Source organism: Streptomyces sp. NPDC046303 (assembly GCF_055588085.1).
In genome coordinates this window covers 13,134-28,720 of sequence record NZ_JBVJFA010000009.1, presented here as the reverse complement: position 1 = coordinate 28,720, position 15,587 = coordinate 13,134, and the positions used below count along the sequence as shown (strand labels likewise).

The following is a 15,587-nucleotide window of genomic DNA, read 5'->3' as shown; positions in this document are numbered from 1 at the left end:
CGTTCCCTCAGGCGGGGCCGGGGGTCGCTTTCAGGGCCGCCACCACCTGGTGGGCCAGGGTGTCCAGGTGGGTGGGGGTCACCGCGTCGCGGACGACGACCTGGCGCCAGTAGAGCGGGCCGATCAGCAGGTCGAGGGCGTGCTCGGGGCTGATGCCCTCGGGGAGTTCGCCGCGGGCCGCGGCTTCGGCGACGATGCCCTGCGCCATGCGGTGCTGGCCGTCGAGCAGGGCGCCGCGCACCGCTTCGGCGATCTCCGGGTTGCGGGCCGCCTCGACCAGCAGGTCGGGGATGACCGCCGAGGCCACCGGGTGCCGCAGTACGTGGGACATGACCTCCAGCAGGGCCCGTACGTCCCCGTACAGCGAGCCGGTCGCCGGTACCGGCAGGCCGTCCGCCGCGAAGGCGCCGACCAGGTCCAGCACCAGGTGCAGCTTGGACTTCCACCGCCGGTAGACCGCGGTCTTCCCGACGCCCGCCCGCCGGGCGATGGCCTCGATGGACATCCGGGAGAAGCCGACCGCGGCCAGTTCCGCCACCACCGCCTCCCGGATCGCCTCGGTCACGTCCTCGCGCAGAACGGCGGCCCCGGCGGGGGCGCGGCGGGCCGGGGCGGCGGCAACGGTGTCGGCAGGATCCGTGGTCATGCACAGAGCATAGCTGCGCCCTCGTCGCGTCGATACGGTTGCGTTCCGACGTGCGACGACCTAACCTCGCCGTAGCGACGATACGGACCCGTCCCATCGTCGTGGATGTCCCGGACCCCGGCGAAAGCGACCCCCGTGACCCCCGTGACCACCACGACCGCACCCCCGAAAGCCCCCGCGACCGCTACGACCCCCGCGGACCTGGCGGACCTGGCGGCCGCCCACGGCCTGACCCTGAGCGGCGCCCGCCCCTCCCTCCCCCGCTACCTCGCGGAGCTGTGGAACCGGCGCCACTTCGTGACGGCGTACGCCACCGCCCGCATGCAGGCCACCTACAGCACCGCCAAGCTCGGCCAGGTCTGGCACCTGGCGACCCCGCTGCTCAACGCGGCGGTCTACTACTTCGTCTTCGGCATCGTCATGCGCGCCAGCCACGGCGTGCCCGACTACCTGCCGTTCCTGCTCACCGGCGTCTTCGTGTGGGACTTCATCGGCAGCTCCGTCAACGCCGGCACCCGCGCCGTCCACGGCAACCTCGGCCTGGTCCGCGCCCTGCACTTCCCCCGCGCGAGCCTGCCCCTCTCCACCGTCGTCCAGCTCTTCCAGCAGCTGCTCGTCACCATGGGCGCCCTGGTCATCCTGCTGCTCGCCTTCGGCCAGACGCCGGGCCCGTCCTGGCTCGTGGCCGTCCCGGCGCTGCTGCTGACGGCCGTCTTCGCCGCCGGCTGCGCCATGGTGATGGCCCGCATCGGCAGCAAGAGCCCGGACGTCAGCCAGCTGATGCCGTTCGTCCTGCGCACCTGGATGTACTCCTCGGGCGTCATGTGGTCCATCGACCAGATGCTCACGACGGACCACCTGCCGCACTGGGTGTCGATGGCGCTCAAGCTGAACCCGGCGGCCGTCTACATCGACCTGATGCGCTTCTCGCTGATCGACAGCTTCACCGCGCACTCGCTCCCGCCCCACGTGTGGCCGGTCGCCATCGGCTGGGCCCTGCTCGCGGGCGTCGGCGGATTCATCTACTTCTGGAAGGCCGAGGAGGAGTACGGACGTGGCTGACACCGCAACCGGGAACCGCATCCCGACCGTGATCGCGGACGAGGTGCACGTGGTCTACAAGGTCCACGGCGCCGGCAGCCGCAAGGGCGGCGCCACCGCCGCGCTCAGCCGGCTCTTCTCCCGCAAGCCGGCCCCCGGCGTCCGTGAGGTGCACGCCGTCAAGGGCGTCAGCTTCACCGCGTACAAGGGCGAGGCCATCGGCCTCATCGGCTCCAACGGATCGGGCAAGTCCACCCTCCTCAAGGCCATCGCCGGCCTCCAGCCGGTGGCCCGGGGCGCGGTCTACTCGCACGGCCAGCCCTCGCTCCTCGGCGTGAACGCCGCCCTGATGAACGACCTGACCGGCGAACGCAACGTCATGCTGGGCGGCCTCGCGATGGGCATGAGCCGCGAGCAGATCAAGGAGCGCTACCAGGGCATCGTCGACTTCTCCGGCATCAACGAGAAGGACGACTTCATCTCCCTGCCGATGCGCACCTACTCCTCCGGCATGGGCGCCCGGCTGCGGTTCTCCATCGCCGCCGCGAAGGACCACGACGTCCTGATGATCGACGAGGCCCTGGCCACGGGCGACGCCGCCTTCCAGCGGCGCAGCCAGGACCGCATCGAGGAGCTCCGCGAACGCGCCGGCACCGTCTTCCTCGTCAGCCACGGCATCAACACGGTCCGCGAGACCTGCGACCGCGCGATCTGGCTGGAATCGGGCGTCCTGCGCATGGACGGCCCGGCGGACGAAGTCTGCGACGCGTACGCATCCTTCACCCAGGGCCGCTGACCCACGCGAACGGGCCGGGCCCGGGACCACATGGTCCCGGGCCCGGCCCTTCCGTTCCGTTCCGTCCGGCTAGCTGTGCGCGCGCAGCAGGCTGCGCATGGTCCGCATCGCCACCGACAGGTTCGCCAGGTCGAAGTCGTCCGAGCCGCGGATCTCGTCCAGGGTCGTCCGGGCCCGGCCGATGATCGCCGCGTTCTTCTCCTCCCAGGCCTTGAACCGCTCCTCGGGGGTCGAGCTGCCGTTGCCCACCGACAGCACGTCGGCGGTCAGGGCCGCGTGCGCCGCGAACAGGTCCTCGCGGATGGAGGCGCGGGCCATCGACTGCCAGCGGTCGGCCCGCGGCAGCTCGATGATCCGGTCCATCAGCTGGGTGATGTCCAGGCGGTCGGCGAGGTCGTAGTAGACCTCGGCGACGTCCAGCGGGGCCACTCCGGTGCGGTCCGCGATCGCGACGACGTCGAGCGTCGGGAAGGCCGAGGAGAAACCGGCCACCTTGGCCGCCAGTTCCTCGGGCACGCCCTCGCCGATCAGCTCGTCCATGATCGACTGGTACCACTCGAGGTCGGCGCCGCGTACCAGCTTCGGCAGCTCGGCCCACACGTTGCCGACCCGCTCCGCGAAGAACTCGATGGTCTCGGTGATCTGCAGCGGCTGCGGCCGGTTGTTCAGCAGCCAGCGCGTACCGCGCTCGACCAGGCGCCGCGAGTGCAGCCGGATCCGGGTCTGGACACTGGCCGCGACCTTGTTGTCGAGGGCCTCGACCGCGTCCCACACATCGGCCAGGCCGAAGATCTCGCGGGCCGCGAGCTGTGCCCGGACGATCTCCTCCGTGGAGGCCCCGGTCTCCTCGCGCAGACGGTGCAGGAAGGTCGAACCACCCGTGTTGACGGTGTCGTTGACCAGCAGCGTCGTGATGATCTCCCGGCGCAGCGCGTGCCCCTCGACCTGCTCGGGGAACTTCTCGCGCAGGGCGGCCGGGAAGTACGCGAAGAGCAGGCGCCGCAGGTACGGGTCGTCCGGCAGCCCGGTGTGGATGAGCTCTTCCGCCACCGTGATCTTGGTGTAGGCGAACAGGACGGCCAGCTCCGGCTGGGTCAGGCCGCGGCCGTTGGCCAGCAGTTCGCGGATCTGCCGGTCGGTGGGCAGGAACTCCAGCTCGCGGTTGAGCAGCCCCTCGCGCTCCAGGCGGCGCATGAAGCGCTGCTGCGCGTGGAGCAGGCTGGGGGCCTGCGCCGCGCCGTTGGCGAGCGCCGTGTTCTGCGCGTAGTTGTTGCGCAGCACCAGCGTGCCGACCTCGTCGGTCATCTCGGCGAGCAGCTTGTTGCGCTGCTTGACGGTCATGTCGCCGTCCGCCACCACCGCGTTCAGCAGGATCTTGATGTTCACCTCGTGGTCGGAGGTGTCCACGCCCGCGCTGTTGTCGATGGCGTCGGTGTTGACCTTGCCGCCCTCGCCGCCCGCGCCGGTACGGGCGAACTCGATGCGGCCGAGCTGGGTCAGACCCAGGTTGCCGCCCTCGCCGATGACCTTGGCCCGTACCTCGGAGCCGTTGACGCGGATGGCGTCGTTGGCCTTGTCGCCGACGTCCGCGTGCGTCTCGGAGGTGGCCTTGACGTACGTGCCGATGCCGCCGTTCCACACCAGGTCCACGGGGGCCTTGAGGATCGCCTGCATCAGCTCGGCCGGGGTCATCTTGGTGATGCCGGCCTCGATGCCGAGGGCCGCGCGGATCTGCGCGGTGACCGGGACGGCCTTGGCGCTGCGCGGGTGGATGCCGCCGCCCGCCGAGATCAGCGAGGTGTCGTAGTCGGCCCACGAGGAGCGCGGCAGTTCGAACAGGCGCCGGCGCTCGGCGTACGAGGTGGCCGCGTCCGGGTTCGGGTCGAGGAAGATGTGCCGGTGGTCGAAGGCCGCGACCAGGCGGATGTGCTCGGAGAGCAGCATGCCGTTGCCGAAGACGTCGCCGGACATGTCGCCGACGCCGACGACCGTGAAGTCCTGGGTCTGGGTGTCGTGGCCGAGTTCGCGGAAGTGCCGCTTGACGGACTCCCAGGCGCCGCGGGCCGTGATGCCCATGCCCTTGTGGTCGTAACCGGCCGAGCCGCCCGAGGCGAAGGCGTCGCCGAGCCAGAAGTTGTACTTGAGGGCGACCTCGTTGGCGATGTCGGAGAACGTCGCGGTGCCCTTGTCGGCGGCGACGACGAGGTAGGTGTCGTCCTCGTCGTGGCGCACCACGTCCTGCGGCGGCACGACCTCGCCCGCGACCAGGTTGTCGGTGATGTCGAGCAGGGCCGAGATGAAGGTGCGGTAGCAGGCGATGCCCTCGGCGAGCCAGGCGTCGCGGTCCACGGAGGGGTCCGGGAGCTGCTTGGCGACGAAGCCGCCCTTGGCGCCGACCGGCACGATCACGGTGTTCTTGACCATCTGCGCCTTGACCAGGCCGAGGATCTCCGTACGGAAGTCCTCACGCCGGTCGGACCAGCGCAGACCGCCGCGCGCGACCTTGCCGAAGCGCAGGTGCACGCCTTCGACCCGCGGCGAGTACACCCAGATCTCGTACGCCGGGCGGGGCGCCGGCAGGTCCGGGATGGCCTGCGGGTCGAACTTCATGGACACGTAGTCGTGCCACTCGAAGCCCTTGGCCTCCTGGAAGAAGTTGGTGCGCAGGGTGGCCTTGATGAGGGTGAGGAAGGCCCGCAGGATGCGGTCCTCGTCGAGCGAGGCGACCTGGTCCAGGGCCCCGTCCAGCTCCTCCAGCATGGCGTCGACGAGCTCGCTGCCGGCGGCCTGGCGGCCGGGCGACAGCCGCGCCTCGAAGAGGGAGACCAGCAGCCGGGTGGTGTGGACGTTGTTGCGGAGGGTGTCCTCCATGTAGTCCTGGCTGAAGGTGGAGCCGGCCTGGCGCAGGTACTTGGCGTACGCGCGCAGTACGACGGCCTGCCGCCAGTTCAGCCCGGCGCTCAGCACCAGGGTGTTGAAGTTGTCGTTCTCCGCCTCGCCGGTCCAGACGGCCGCGAAGGCCTCCTGGAAGCGCTCGCGGGCGTCGTCGCCGAGGTAGGCGTCGCCGTTGGCGCCGACGGCGGGCATCCGCAGGCCGAAGTCGTAGATCCAGGCGCTGACCCGGTCGGCGCGGCGCAGCTCGTACGGTCGCTCGTCGGTGACCTCGACGCCGAGGCGCTGGAGCACGGGGAGGACCGCGGAGAGGGAGACCTGCTCACCGGTGCGGTAGATCTTGAACCGGCGCTCGCCGGGGCCGGCGCCGACGGGCTCGTACAGCGAGAGCGCGAACGGGCGGTCGCTGGCGGAGAGCTTCTCGAGGTGGACCAGGTCGGCGACGGCCGCCCGCGGGGAGTGGTCGGCCTTGTAGCCCTCGGGGAAGGAGGTGCCGTAGCGGCGCAGCAGTTCGGCGGCGCGCTCCTCGCCGAGCTCGGCGACCAGGGCCTCGGAGAAGCCGTCGGCCCAGGAGCGGGCGGCCTCGACGAGGCGGCCCTCGATGCGCTCGACGTCGCTGTCGGTGAGGACCGGCAGTTCCTTGCCCTGGGGGACGCGGACGACGAAGTGGATGCGGGAGAGGATCGACTCGGTGTTCCAGGCGGTGAAGTCGACGCTGATGCCGTCGAGCTCCTCCTTCAGGATGTCCATCAGGCGCAGCCGCACGCCGGTGGTGAACCGGTCGCGCGGCAGGTAGACGAGCGCCGAGTAGTAGCGCCCGTACTCGTCCTGGCGCAGGTACAGCCGCAGCCGGCGGCGCTCCTGCAGGTAGAGGACGGAGGTGACGATCTCGCGGAGCTTGTCGACCGGGGTCTGGAACAGCTCGTCGCGCGGGTAGGTCTCCAGGATCTGCAGCAGGTCGCGGCCGTCGTGGCTGCTCGGCGCGAAGCCGGCGCCTTCGAGGACCTCGCTGACCTTGCGGCGGATGACCGGGACGCGGCGCACGGACTCGGTGTACGCGGCGGAGGAGAAGAGGCCGAGGAAGCGGCGCTCGCCGACCACGTTGCCCTCGGCGTCGAACTTCTTGACGCCCACGTAGTCGAGGTACGAGGGACGGTGCACGGTGGAGCGGCTGTTGGCCTTGGTCAGCACCAGCAGGCGGTGCTCGCGCGCCTTGGCGCGGGCGTCGGCGGGCAGCCGGTTGAAGGACGGCGAGACGGGGTGGCCGTCGTCCTTGCCGCTGTGGTGCGGGTCGGAGCGCAGGATGCCGAGGCCGGTGCCGGGGACGGCCGCGAGGGCGTCGCCGTCGACGAGGTTGTACTCGCGGTAGCCGAGGAAGGTGAAGTGGTCGTCGGCGAGCCAGCGCAGCAGTTCGCGGGCCTCTTCGAGTTCGTACTCGCGCAGGTCCGGGGCGGTGGGCTCGTCGGGCAGGCCGTCGGCGATGCGCAGCGCGGCGTCGCGCATCTTCTCCCAGTCCTCGACGGACTCGCGGACGTCGGACAGGACGCGCAGCAGGTCGCCGGTGATCTGCTTGAGGTCGGCCCGGTCGGTCTCGCGGTCGATCTCGACGTGGATCCAGGACTCCACGAGGGAGTCGTGGGGGCGCGCGGTCCTGGGGCCGTGCGCGTCGCAGTCGGGTCCGAGGATCTCGATCAGCTTGCCGGTGACGTCACGGCGGACGACGACCTGCGGGTGGATCACGACGTGGATGCCGCGGCCCTGGCGGGACAGCTCGTTGGTGACGGAGTCCACGAGGAAGGGCATGTCGTCCGTGACGACCTCGACGACGGAGTGGCTGGAGGTCCAGCCGTTCTCCTCGACGGTCGGCGTGTGCACGCGCACGTTCGCCGTGCCCTGCGGCCGGTTCTCGGCGAGCCGGTAGTGCGAGAGCGCTGCCCCGAAGACGTCGACCGGGTCCCGGTCCAGCAAGTCCTCGGGGGCGGTGTGCAGGTAATAGCGCTGGAGGTACGCGAGCACCGTGTCCCGGTCGGGACGCTCCCCCTGCTCGGACCCAGTCGGAAGTAGCCCCCCGGCCGGGCTGTTCTCAGCTACCCGGGCCGCCCGCGTGAGCAGCTCGGCCTTTGCTTCGTCCAGCTTGGTCTGCATGTCCTCTGGCTCCTGGGGTCAACGCGCCATTGCGTGACGTAGGTGATGAAAAAAGGGCACAGCTCCGCTCCGCGCCGGGAGGTCCGGGCGGGATCGGGGCTGCGCCGTAGGGAGAGCCGACCGGAAGGGAATGAGCCATAGGCGCCTCGTCCCGGCGGCGGGGACCAGCGAGGGCCCGGGCACGGTGGTGCCTCGGGCGCAGGCCGGAGGCTTCGGCGCCCCCGATGAATATCGCGCTGATCACGGGTACCAGGCTATCTCCACCCACCCCGCACACGTCATGGATGTGTACAAAACTTGAGGTTTAACTTTGACGTTGTGGACAGCGACGGGGAGGAGTCGGGGGCGCGTCCGCGCAACCGTCGTTATTCGGCCAGTTCTCGAGCTGTGCGGACGGCCTCGGCCAGGGTGTCGACGACGGGCACACCGGCCGATTCCAGACTGCTGCGGCTGTGCGATCCGCCCGTGTAGAGGACGGCACGGGCGCCGACGTGGGCCGCTGCGAGGGCGTCGTCCACGGCGTCTCCGATGAGGACCGTACGCGCGGCCGTCACGCCCGTCCCCTCCAGGGCGGCCATGTGCCGTACGAGGTGCCCCGCCTTGCTGGTGTGGGAGGGCCCGGTCCGTCCGTCGACGCGCAGGAAGTGCCGGTCGATGCCGTGCAGGCGGACCAGCGGTACGAGCTTGTCGTGGGGCGCGAGGGACAGCAGGGACTGCGTGAGCCCGTCGCGCTCCCAGTCCCGGAGCAGCTCGCGGGCGCCGTCGGCGAGTCCGGCGTCTTCGGCGGCGGCCCAGTAGTGGCGGTGGAAGGTGTCGTCCATGACCACCCACTCCTCCTCCGTGGGCAGGCGCCCCATCAGCCGCTCGTAGAACTTGGGCACCGGTACGACGTACAAGTCGCGGTAGGTCTCGAGGGTGATCGGAGCGAAGCCGAGCTCGGCGAAGGAGGCGTTGGTGGCGGTGATGACGGCGTGGATGTCGTGGAGGAGGGTGCCGTTCCAGTCCCACACGATATGGGTCGACGGCGTCACGTCAGCAACCCCGGGATCTCCTGCACGCCGAACCACAGCAGCTCGTGGTCCTCGGCGCCGTCCACGGTGAACTGCGCGTCGGCGTCCCCGGTGTCGGCGGCCGGGACGGCCCGCGCGGCGGCGGCCACGTCCGCCTCGGCGTCGTCGGCGTCGACGTGTACGGCGGCGGCCGCGGCGAGCCGCACGGGGTCGGCGAGGGCGACCTGGCCCAGGGTGGCCTCGTCCACGCCGGGGGTGGCGGTGGCGGCCTTGTCGGCGATGTCCACGGCGACGACGACCCGCCGGGGCGGGGCGGCCGGGTCGGCGGCGATCAGGCGGAGAGAGGCGGCCGCCGCCCGGCTCAGGGCCGCGTACTCCAGCTCCTCGATGTCGTCCGACACGTACCACTCGCGCAGCCCGGGGGTGACGGCGTACGCCCGCAGCGGACCGGGGCCCAGCTCACCCACCTTGTGCGCCTCGGCGAGCCCGGGGAGGGTCAGGGGGACGTACACGCGCATGGCCGGCTGCTTTCGGTAGTCGGAAACGCCCCCAGGATACGACTGCGGCCCTGCCTGCCGGGAGAGTGACCGCCTCGTACCCCTTCGGAGGGCGCGGGCCGCACCGTGCCGCGTCCACCCCGGTCCCCCTGGGGGTGTCCGCGGGCCGTGGCGGCGCCCTCCGGCCACCCGGATAGGTGAACCGGAACCCGGCCTGAACTCACAGTGACGAGGCGATTGCGGAGCGTGCGGGAGCGGCGTAGAAGTTCCCCATCAAGTTACCGCCCGGTACCGCTCCGGGCCCGACTGTGGGGGCAGAGCGCGATGGACACCACGATGCGCGGCACGATCGGCGGCGAGGCGGCCCGCCGCCGGACCGGCGGCCACTCCCGCACCCGGCCCGCCGGCCGGCGCGACACCCGCCGCCCCGCGGCGGCCCCGCCGCGGGCCCCGCGGCTCGGCCCGCACCACTGGTTCGCCGACCGCCTCCTGGCGGTCGTCAGCGGCCTCCGGCCGGTCCACTCGCTCCTCGGCCACACCGTCGGCCCCGCCTACCAGCAGCTGGTCACCCTGGCTCCGGCGGAGCACCTGAGCGACCACCTGCGCCCCGTCGTCCGCCAGTGCGGCCGCTTCATCCCGGGCCCGGGCGTGATCGAGGCCTTCGCCCGGATCGCCACGGGCGACCGCATGACGGCCATGGCCTTCCGCCTCGAACAGGGCCCGGACCTCCGCTGGCGCTGCGCGGCGGTGGAACTCCAGGGGCCCGGACCGTCCGGCGCCGTCGGCGTGTGAGGCGCGCGCAACGCGGCCGGGGCCGGACACCCTCCACGGTGTCCGGCCCCGGCCGGCGAGCTCACCCCGCAGGGGGCTACTTCTTGCGGCGACGCCCGCCGGAGGCCTTGGCGGCCTTCCGCCGCTCCGCCCGCGTCATCCCGTCACCGTCACCGCCGGTGCCGTCGGACTCGAAGTCGCCCTCGACCACACCGCCTTCACCGTCGACGGTCGGCGCCGAGAAGTGCAGCCGGTCCGGGCGCTGCGGAGCCTCCAGCCCCTTCGCCCGGATCTCCGGACGGGCCGGCTCCTTCGTCAGCGACGGCGCCGCGTCCTGCACCGGAACCTCCTCGACCTGCTGCTCGACCTGGACCTCCAGGTTGAACAGGTAGCCGACGGACTCTTCCTTGATGCCGTCCTGCATGGCGTTGAACATGTCGAAGCCCTCGCGCTGGTACTCGACCAGCGGGTCCTTCTGGGCCATCGCCCGCAGGCCGATGCCCTCCTGCAGGTAGTCCATCTCGTACAGGTGCTCACGCCACTTGCGGTCCAGCACCGACAGCACCACGCGCCGCTCGAGCTCGCGCATGATCTCGGAGCCCAGCGCCTTCTCGCGCGCCTCGTACTGCTCGTGGATGTCGTCCTTGATGGACTCCGCGATGAACTCGGCGGTGATGCCCGCCCGGTCGCCCGCGGCCTCCTCCAGCTCCTCGATGGTGACCTTCACCGGGTAGAGCTGCTTGAAGGCGCCCCACAGGCGCTCCAGGTCCCACTCCTCGGCGAAGCCCTCGACCGTCTCGGCCGCGATGTACGCGTCGATCGTGTCGTCCATCATGAAGCGGACCTGCTCCTGGAGGTCCTCGCCCTCCAGGACGCGGCGGCGCTCCCGGTAGATGACCTCGCGCTGGCTGTTGAGGACCTCGTCGTACTTCAGGACGTTCTTGCGCGTCTCGAAGTTCTGGGTCTCGACCTGCGACTGGGCCGACGCGATCGCGCGCGTCACCATCTTGTTCTCGATCGGCACGTCGTCCGGCACGTTGGCCATGGCCATGACGCGCTCGACCATCTGCGCCTTGAACAGACGCATCAGGTCGTCGCCCAGCGACAGGTAGAAGCGGGACTCGCCCGGGTCGCCCTGTCGGCCGGAGCGGCCGCGCAGCTGGTTGTCGATACGGCGCGACTCGTGGCGCTCGGTGCCCAGCACGTACAGCCCGCCGAGTGCCTTGACCTCTTCGAACTCGGCCTTCACGGCCGCCTCGGCACGGGTGAGCGCCGCGGGAAGGGCGTGCGCCCACTCCTCGATGTGCTCCTCCGGGTCCAGGCCCTGCTGGCGCAGCTCGGCCTCGGCCAGGTCGTCCGGGTTGCCGCCGAGCTTGATGTCGGTACCGCGGCCGGCCATGTTCGTGGCGACGGTGACGGCGCCGCGGCGGCCGGCCTGGGCGACGATCGTCGCCTCACGGTCGTGCTGCTTGGCGTTGAGCACCTCGTGCGGGATGCCGCGCTTGGACAGCTGCTGCGAGAGGTACTCGGACTTCTCGACCGACGTCGTACCGACGAGGATCGGCTGGCCCTTCTCGTGCTTCTCCGCGATGTCGTCGACGACGGCGGCGAACTTCGCGACCTCGGTGCGGTAGATCAGGTCGGGCTGGTCCTTGCGGACCATGTCGCGGTTGGTCGGGATCGGGACGACACCGAGCTTGTAGATCTGGTGGAACTCGGCGGCCTCGGTCATGGCCGTACCGGTCATGCCCGACAGCTTCGAGTAGAGGCGGAAGAAGTTCTGCAGGGTGATCGTGGCGAGGGTCTGGTTCTCGTCCTTGATGTCCACCCCTTCCTTCGCCTCGATCGCCTGGTGCATGCCCTCGTTGTAGCGGCGGCCGGCGAGGATGCGGCCGGTGTGCTCGTCGACGATCATGACTTCGCCGTCGAGGACGACGTAGTCCTTGTCCTTCTTGAACAGTTCCTTCGCCTTGATGGCGTTGTTGAGGTAGCCGACGAGCGGGGTGTTCACCGACTCGTAGAGGTTCTCGATGCCGAGCCAGTCCTCGACCTTGGCGACACCGGCCTCGTGGATGGCGACGGTGCGCTTCTTCTCGTCGACCTCGTAGTCGCCGGTCTCCTCGATGCCCTTCAGCGGCTGGCCGGCCTCGCCCTTGGTCAGGCGGGTGACCAGCTTCGCGAAGTCGCCGTACCACTTCGTGGCCTGGTCGGCCGGGCCGGAGATGATCAGCGGGGTGCGGGCCTCGTCGACGAGGATCGAGTCGACCTCGTCGACCACGGCGAAGTTGTGGCCGCGCTGGACCAGCTCGTCCTTCGACCACGCCATGTTGTCGCGCAGGTAGTCGAAGCCGAACTCGTTGTTCGTGCCGTAGGTGATGTCGCAGTTGTACTGCTCGCGGCGCTGCGCCGGCGACATGTTCGCCAGGATGCAGCCGACCTCCAGGCCGAGGAACTTGTGCACCCGGCCCATCAGCTCGGAGTCGCGCTCGGCGAGGTAGTCGTTCACCGTGATCAGGTGGACGCCCTTGCCGGACAGCGCGTTCAGGTAGGCGGGCAGGGTGCCGACGAGGGTCTTGCCCTCACCGGTCTTCATCTCGGCCACGTGGCCGAGGTGCAGCGCGGCGCCGCCCATGATCTGGACGTCGTAGTGGCGCTGGCCGAGGACGCGCTTGGCGGCCTCGCGCACCGTCGCGAAGGCCTCGGGCAGCAGGTCGTCCAGGCTCTCGCCGTCCTGGTACCGCTGCTTGTACTCGTCCGTGAGCGCCCGCAACTCGGCGTCGGAGAGGTTGACGAAGTCCTCTTCGATGGAGTTGACCTGGTCCGCGATGCGGTGCAGTTTGCGCAGGATCTTGCCTTCGCCTGCACGCATGAGCTTGTTGAAGACGGACACCGAGGTTTGTCTCCTTGCCGGTCGGGCCTGGGCACTGTTCGTACACGGGCACGGCAGGTGGGCCCCACCGCAACGGCCATCGTAAGCGAGGACGTGGTCGCGTCGGGAGGTCCGCCGTAGCCGCGAGGGCGTGGGCGCCCGGATTGAGAACGTACGGGGGACGCCGAAGGTGCCGCTGTTCCCGCCCGCGGTTATGAAAAAGAGTTCCCCCCACACCCGCCCGGGCACCAGAATCCGTGCATGGAGCACACGACCCTCACGACCGACCGACTCGATTTGCGGCCTTTCGTCCCCGCGGACGAGGACGAGGTGTACGCCGCCTGCCTCGACCCCGACGTCCAGCGCTGGACCCTGGTGCCCTCCCCCTACGAGCGCGCGCACGCACACGGCTTCGTGAACGAGGTCGTACCGAACGGCTGGCGCGAGGACACCGCCTACCCCTTCGCCGTGCGCCTGGGGACCGGCGGTCCGCTGGTGGCCGCCGTCGGCCTCCACGTGCACGGAGGGGACTCGTACGAGATCGGCTACTGGGCGGTCAAGGAGCACCGCGGCCAGGGCTACATGACCGAGGCCGTGGCCGCCGTGGCCCGCTGGGCCTTCACCGAGGTGGGCGCCGTACGGCTCGAGTGGCGCGCCGAGGCCGGCAACACCGGATCCCGCGTCGTGGCGCAGAAGGTCGGCTTCCGCATGGAGGGCCTGCTGCGGGCCGCCGTGATCAGGAACGGCACCGCCCGCGACTGCTGGATCGGCGCCCTCCTCCCCTCTGACCTCGGACTGACCCCCGCTCTCCCCTACTTGCCCGCCGATGTCAGTGGTGCGTCCTAGGCTGCGGATCATGACGAGCCTGCCGCAGCCGACCCTGTCCCTGTCCTCCGACGAGGCCCGCCGTATCGCCCTGCGCGCGCAGGGCTTCCTCGGCGTGCCCGACCGGCGCGGCGGGGTACGGGGCGTCCTGCGGCACCTGGGCGCCGTCCAGCTGGACACGATCTCGGTGCTGGCCCGCTCCCACGAGCTGATTCCGTACGCGCGGCTGGGCGCGGTGGGCCGGGAAGCGGTGGAGAAGGCGTATTGGTCGGACCGCCACGCCTTCGAGTACTGGTCGCACGCGGCCTGCATCCTGCCCATCGAGGAATGGCCGCATTTCGCCTTCCGGCGCCGCGCCCGCTACGCGCGGGGGCACCGCTGGCACGTCCTGCAGGACAAGGAGCGCTCCACGAAGGCGGTCCTGGACCGGCTGCGGGCCGACGGCCCGCTGACCTCCACCGAGCTGGGCGGCGCCAAGAACGGCGGAGAGTGGTTCGAATGGTCCGAGACCAAGATCGCGGTGGAGTGGCTGCTCGACACCGGTGAGGTGGTGTGCAGCGAGCGCCGCGGCTGGAAGCGGGTCTACGACCTCCCCGAGCGCGCCGTGCCCGACGCGCTGCTCCACGACGACTTGGACGACCGCGAGTGCGTGCGCCGCCTGGTGGCCCTGGCCGGGCAGTCGCTGGGCGTGGGCACCCGCGCCGACATCGCCGACTACCACCGCCTCAAGGGGGAGCAGGTCGACGCGGTGATCGCGGACTCCGGGCTGGTCCCGGTCACGGTGGAGGGCTGGGGGAAGCAGGCCTGGGCGGACCCGGCGGCGCTCGCGGCGACCCCCCGGGGCCGCCACCGCACCACGCTGCTCTCGCCGTTCGACTCGCTGGTCTGGGACCGCCCCCGCACGGAGCGGATCTTCGGCTTCACGCACCGCCTGGAGGCCTACGTCCCCAAGCCGAAGCGGGTGCACGGGTACTTCGCGATGCCGCTGCTCGCGGGCGGCCGGCTCCAGGGCCGCGTCGACCCGGCCCGCGAGGGCCGCACGCTGGTGGCCCGCCAGCTCTCCCTGACCTCCCCGAAGGCCGCCCTGCCGATGGCGCAGGCCCTGTGGGAGGCGGCGCAGTGGGTCGGCTGCGACACGGTCCGCGTGGAGCGCGCGCAGAGCGCGGCGGAAGCCTCCGCGGTCACCTCCGAACTGGCGCGCCTGGGCTGAGCACCGGCACCGGCCCCGCCGGAGGGGTCAGCGGATCTCCAGGATCTTCTCGCGCATCGCGTAGACCACGGCCTCCATCCGGGAGTGCAGCTGCAGCTTCTCCAGGATGTTGCGCACGTGGTTCTTCACGGTGTTCTCCGAGATGAACAGCTCCTTGGCGATGTCCCGGTTGTTCATGCCGGTGGCCACCAGCTTCAGGACCTCCAGCTCCCGGTCCGTCAGCCGCGGCGCCGGCACCAGCCGCCGCTCGTCGGTCCGCTGGATCATCGACTTGAACTCGGTGAGCAGCTTCGACGCCATCGACGGGCTGATCTGCGACTGGCCGTCCGCCACCGCCCGGATCGCCGTGGCCACCTCGTCCGTGGAGATCTCCTTCAGGAGGTACCCGGTCGCGCCCGCCTTGATCGCGTCGTAGAGGTCGGCCTCCTCGTCGCTGATCGTCAGCATGATGATCTTCGCGGAGGGCGCCACCTCCTTGATCGAGGTGCACGCCTCGATCCCGCCGCGCCTGGGCATCCGTACGTCCATCAGCACGATGTCCGGCAGCAGGTCGGCCGCCTTGTCCACGGCCTCCGCGCCGTCCCCCGCCTCGCCGACGACCTGGATGTCCTCTTCCTGCGCGAGGACGATCTCCAGCCCGCGCCGGAACAGCGCGTGGTCGTCGACGACGAGGACCCGGATGGGCTCCCCCGCCGACGGCCCGGCGGACTCCGCCGGCGGGTCCGTCTCACGGCAGCCCGCACCGTCGTCACCGCGCACCGGCCCGAAGCTGTCCGCCATCGTTCCTCCCCCTGCATGTGCCGAGCTGCTGGGCCAACCGGACCGGCTGCGCCGCCGGTTGACTGCCCGCCATGATTCCATGCCCGCGGCACGGCGCGGGGGGCC

11 protein-coding genes are annotated in these 15,587 nt (G+C 70.9%); 5 read left to right on the top strand and 6 right to left on the bottom strand.

The genetic code is table 11. From position 1 onward, the window contains the following. Positions 1 to 7 precede the first annotated feature (7 nt). Positions 8 to 646 carry a TetR/AcrR family transcriptional regulator gene (locus tag ACZ6I1_RS11615; RefSeq protein ID WP_469285920.1) on the bottom strand — a complete coding sequence of 213 codons (639 nt, stop codon included), beginning with the start codon at positions 644 to 646 and terminating at the stop codon, positions 8 to 10. Between the two features lie 105 nt (positions 647 to 751). On the opposite strand from ACZ6I1_RS11615, the gene ACZ6I1_RS11610 reads away from it, so the two are divergent. Both ACZ6I1_RS11610 and ACZ6I1_RS11605 read left to right on the top strand, forming a co-directional pair. Continuing rightward, a complete protein-coding gene (locus ACZ6I1_RS11610) occupies positions 752 to 1,708 on the top strand; it encodes an ABC transporter permease (RefSeq protein WP_469285918.1) in 957 nt (318 codons plus the stop codon). Next, positions 1,701 to 2,483 carry an ABC transporter ATP-binding protein gene (locus ACZ6I1_RS11605; RefSeq protein ID WP_469285916.1) on the top strand — a complete coding sequence of 261 codons (783 nt, stop codon included), beginning with the start codon at positions 1,701 to 1,703 and terminating at the stop codon, positions 2,481 to 2,483. The genes ACZ6I1_RS11610 and ACZ6I1_RS11605 overlap by 8 nt, the downstream gene beginning before the upstream one ends. Positions 2,484 to 2,552: 69 nt before the next feature. On the opposite strand, the gene ACZ6I1_RS11600 is transcribed toward ACZ6I1_RS11605, so the two are convergent. The 3 genes from ACZ6I1_RS11600 to ACZ6I1_RS11590 form a co-directional block, all read right to left on the bottom strand. Next, positions 2,553 to 7,520: an NAD-glutamate dehydrogenase gene (locus ACZ6I1_RS11600; RefSeq protein WP_469285914.1), complete on the bottom strand. Its 4,968-nt coding sequence runs from the start codon at positions 7,518 to 7,520 to the stop codon at positions 2,553 to 2,555. 365 nt (positions 7,521 to 7,885) lie between these two features. After that, positions 7,886 to 8,551 carry an HAD family hydrolase gene (locus ACZ6I1_RS11595; protein ID WP_469285912.1) on the bottom strand — a complete coding sequence of 222 codons (666 nt, stop codon included), beginning with the start codon at positions 8,549 to 8,551 and terminating at the stop codon, positions 7,886 to 7,888. Next, positions 8,548 to 9,048, bottom strand: a complete 501-nt coding sequence (locus tag ACZ6I1_RS11590) for a DUF6912 family protein (protein WP_469285910.1) — start codon at positions 9,046 to 9,048, stop codon at positions 8,548 to 8,550. Before ACZ6I1_RS11590 ends, ACZ6I1_RS11595 begins: the two co-directional genes overlap by 4 nt. 315 nt (positions 9,049 to 9,363) lie before the next feature. Between ACZ6I1_RS11590 and ACZ6I1_RS11585 the strand changes: the two genes are divergently transcribed. Beyond that, positions 9,364 to 9,819: an Rv3235 family protein gene (locus ACZ6I1_RS11585; RefSeq protein ID WP_469286260.1), complete on the top strand. Its 456-nt coding sequence runs from the start codon at positions 9,364 to 9,366 to the stop codon at positions 9,817 to 9,819. 76 nt (positions 9,820 to 9,895) lie between these two features. On the opposite strand, the gene secA is transcribed toward ACZ6I1_RS11585, so the two are convergent. After that, on the bottom strand, positions 9,896 to 12,688 hold the full coding sequence (gene secA / locus ACZ6I1_RS11580; RefSeq protein ID WP_469285907.1) for a preprotein translocase subunit SecA: 2,793 nt from the start codon (positions 12,686 to 12,688) through the stop codon (positions 9,896 to 9,898). 240 nt (positions 12,689 to 12,928) lie between these two features. Between secA and ACZ6I1_RS11575 the strand changes: the two genes are divergently transcribed. Both ACZ6I1_RS11575 and ACZ6I1_RS11570 read left to right on the top strand, forming a co-directional pair. Further along, a complete protein-coding gene (locus ACZ6I1_RS11575; protein ID WP_469285905.1) occupies positions 12,929 to 13,513 on the top strand; it encodes a GNAT family N-acetyltransferase in 585 nt (194 codons plus the stop codon). 10 nt (positions 13,514 to 13,523) lie between these two features. After that, positions 13,524 to 14,702 (top strand): winged helix-turn-helix domain-containing protein, encoded by a 1,179-nt coding sequence (locus tag ACZ6I1_RS11570; RefSeq protein WP_469285903.1) that lies wholly within the window; start codon positions 13,524 to 13,526, stop codon positions 14,700 to 14,702. Between the two features lie 27 nt (positions 14,703 to 14,729). On the opposite strand, the gene ACZ6I1_RS11565 is transcribed toward ACZ6I1_RS11570, so the two are convergent. Then, on the bottom strand, positions 14,730 to 15,482 hold the full coding sequence (locus ACZ6I1_RS11565; protein ID WP_469285901.1) for a response regulator: 753 nt from the start codon (positions 15,480 to 15,482) through the stop codon (positions 14,730 to 14,732). Positions 15,483 to 15,587: the final 105 nt, after the last annotated feature.

What these genes read in the sequence shown, in the direction of transcription:
- ACZ6I1_RS11615 (WP_469285920.1), bottom strand. Translation starts at nt 646, where the DNA reads ATGACCACGGATCCTGCCGACACCGTTGCCGCCGCCCCGGCCCGCCGC.
- ACZ6I1_RS11610 (WP_469285918.1), top strand. Translation starts at nt 752, where the DNA reads ATGTCCCGGACCCCGGCGAAAGCGACCCCCGTGACCCCCGTGACCACC.
- ACZ6I1_RS11600 (WP_469285914.1), bottom strand. Translation starts at nt 7,520, where the DNA reads ATGCAGACCAAGCTGGACGAAGCAAAGGCCGAGCTGCTCACGCGGGCG.
- ACZ6I1_RS11590 (WP_469285910.1), bottom strand. Translation starts at nt 9,048, where the DNA reads ATGCGCGTGTACGTCCCCCTGACCCTCCCCGGGCTCGCCGAGGCGCAC.
- ACZ6I1_RS11585 (WP_469286260.1), top strand. Translation starts at nt 9,364, where the DNA reads ATGCGCGGCACGATCGGCGGCGAGGCGGCCCGCCGCCGGACCGGCGGC.
- ACZ6I1_RS11575 (WP_469285905.1), top strand. Translation starts at nt 12,929, where the DNA reads ATGGAGCACACGACCCTCACGACCGACCGACTCGATTTGCGGCCTTTC.
- ACZ6I1_RS11570 (WP_469285903.1), top strand. Translation starts at nt 13,524, where the DNA reads ATGACGAGCCTGCCGCAGCCGACCCTGTCCCTGTCCTCCGACGAGGCC.
- ACZ6I1_RS11565 (WP_469285901.1), bottom strand. Translation starts at nt 15,482, where the DNA reads ATGGCGGACAGCTTCGGGCCGGTGCGCGGTGACGACGGTGCGGGCTGC.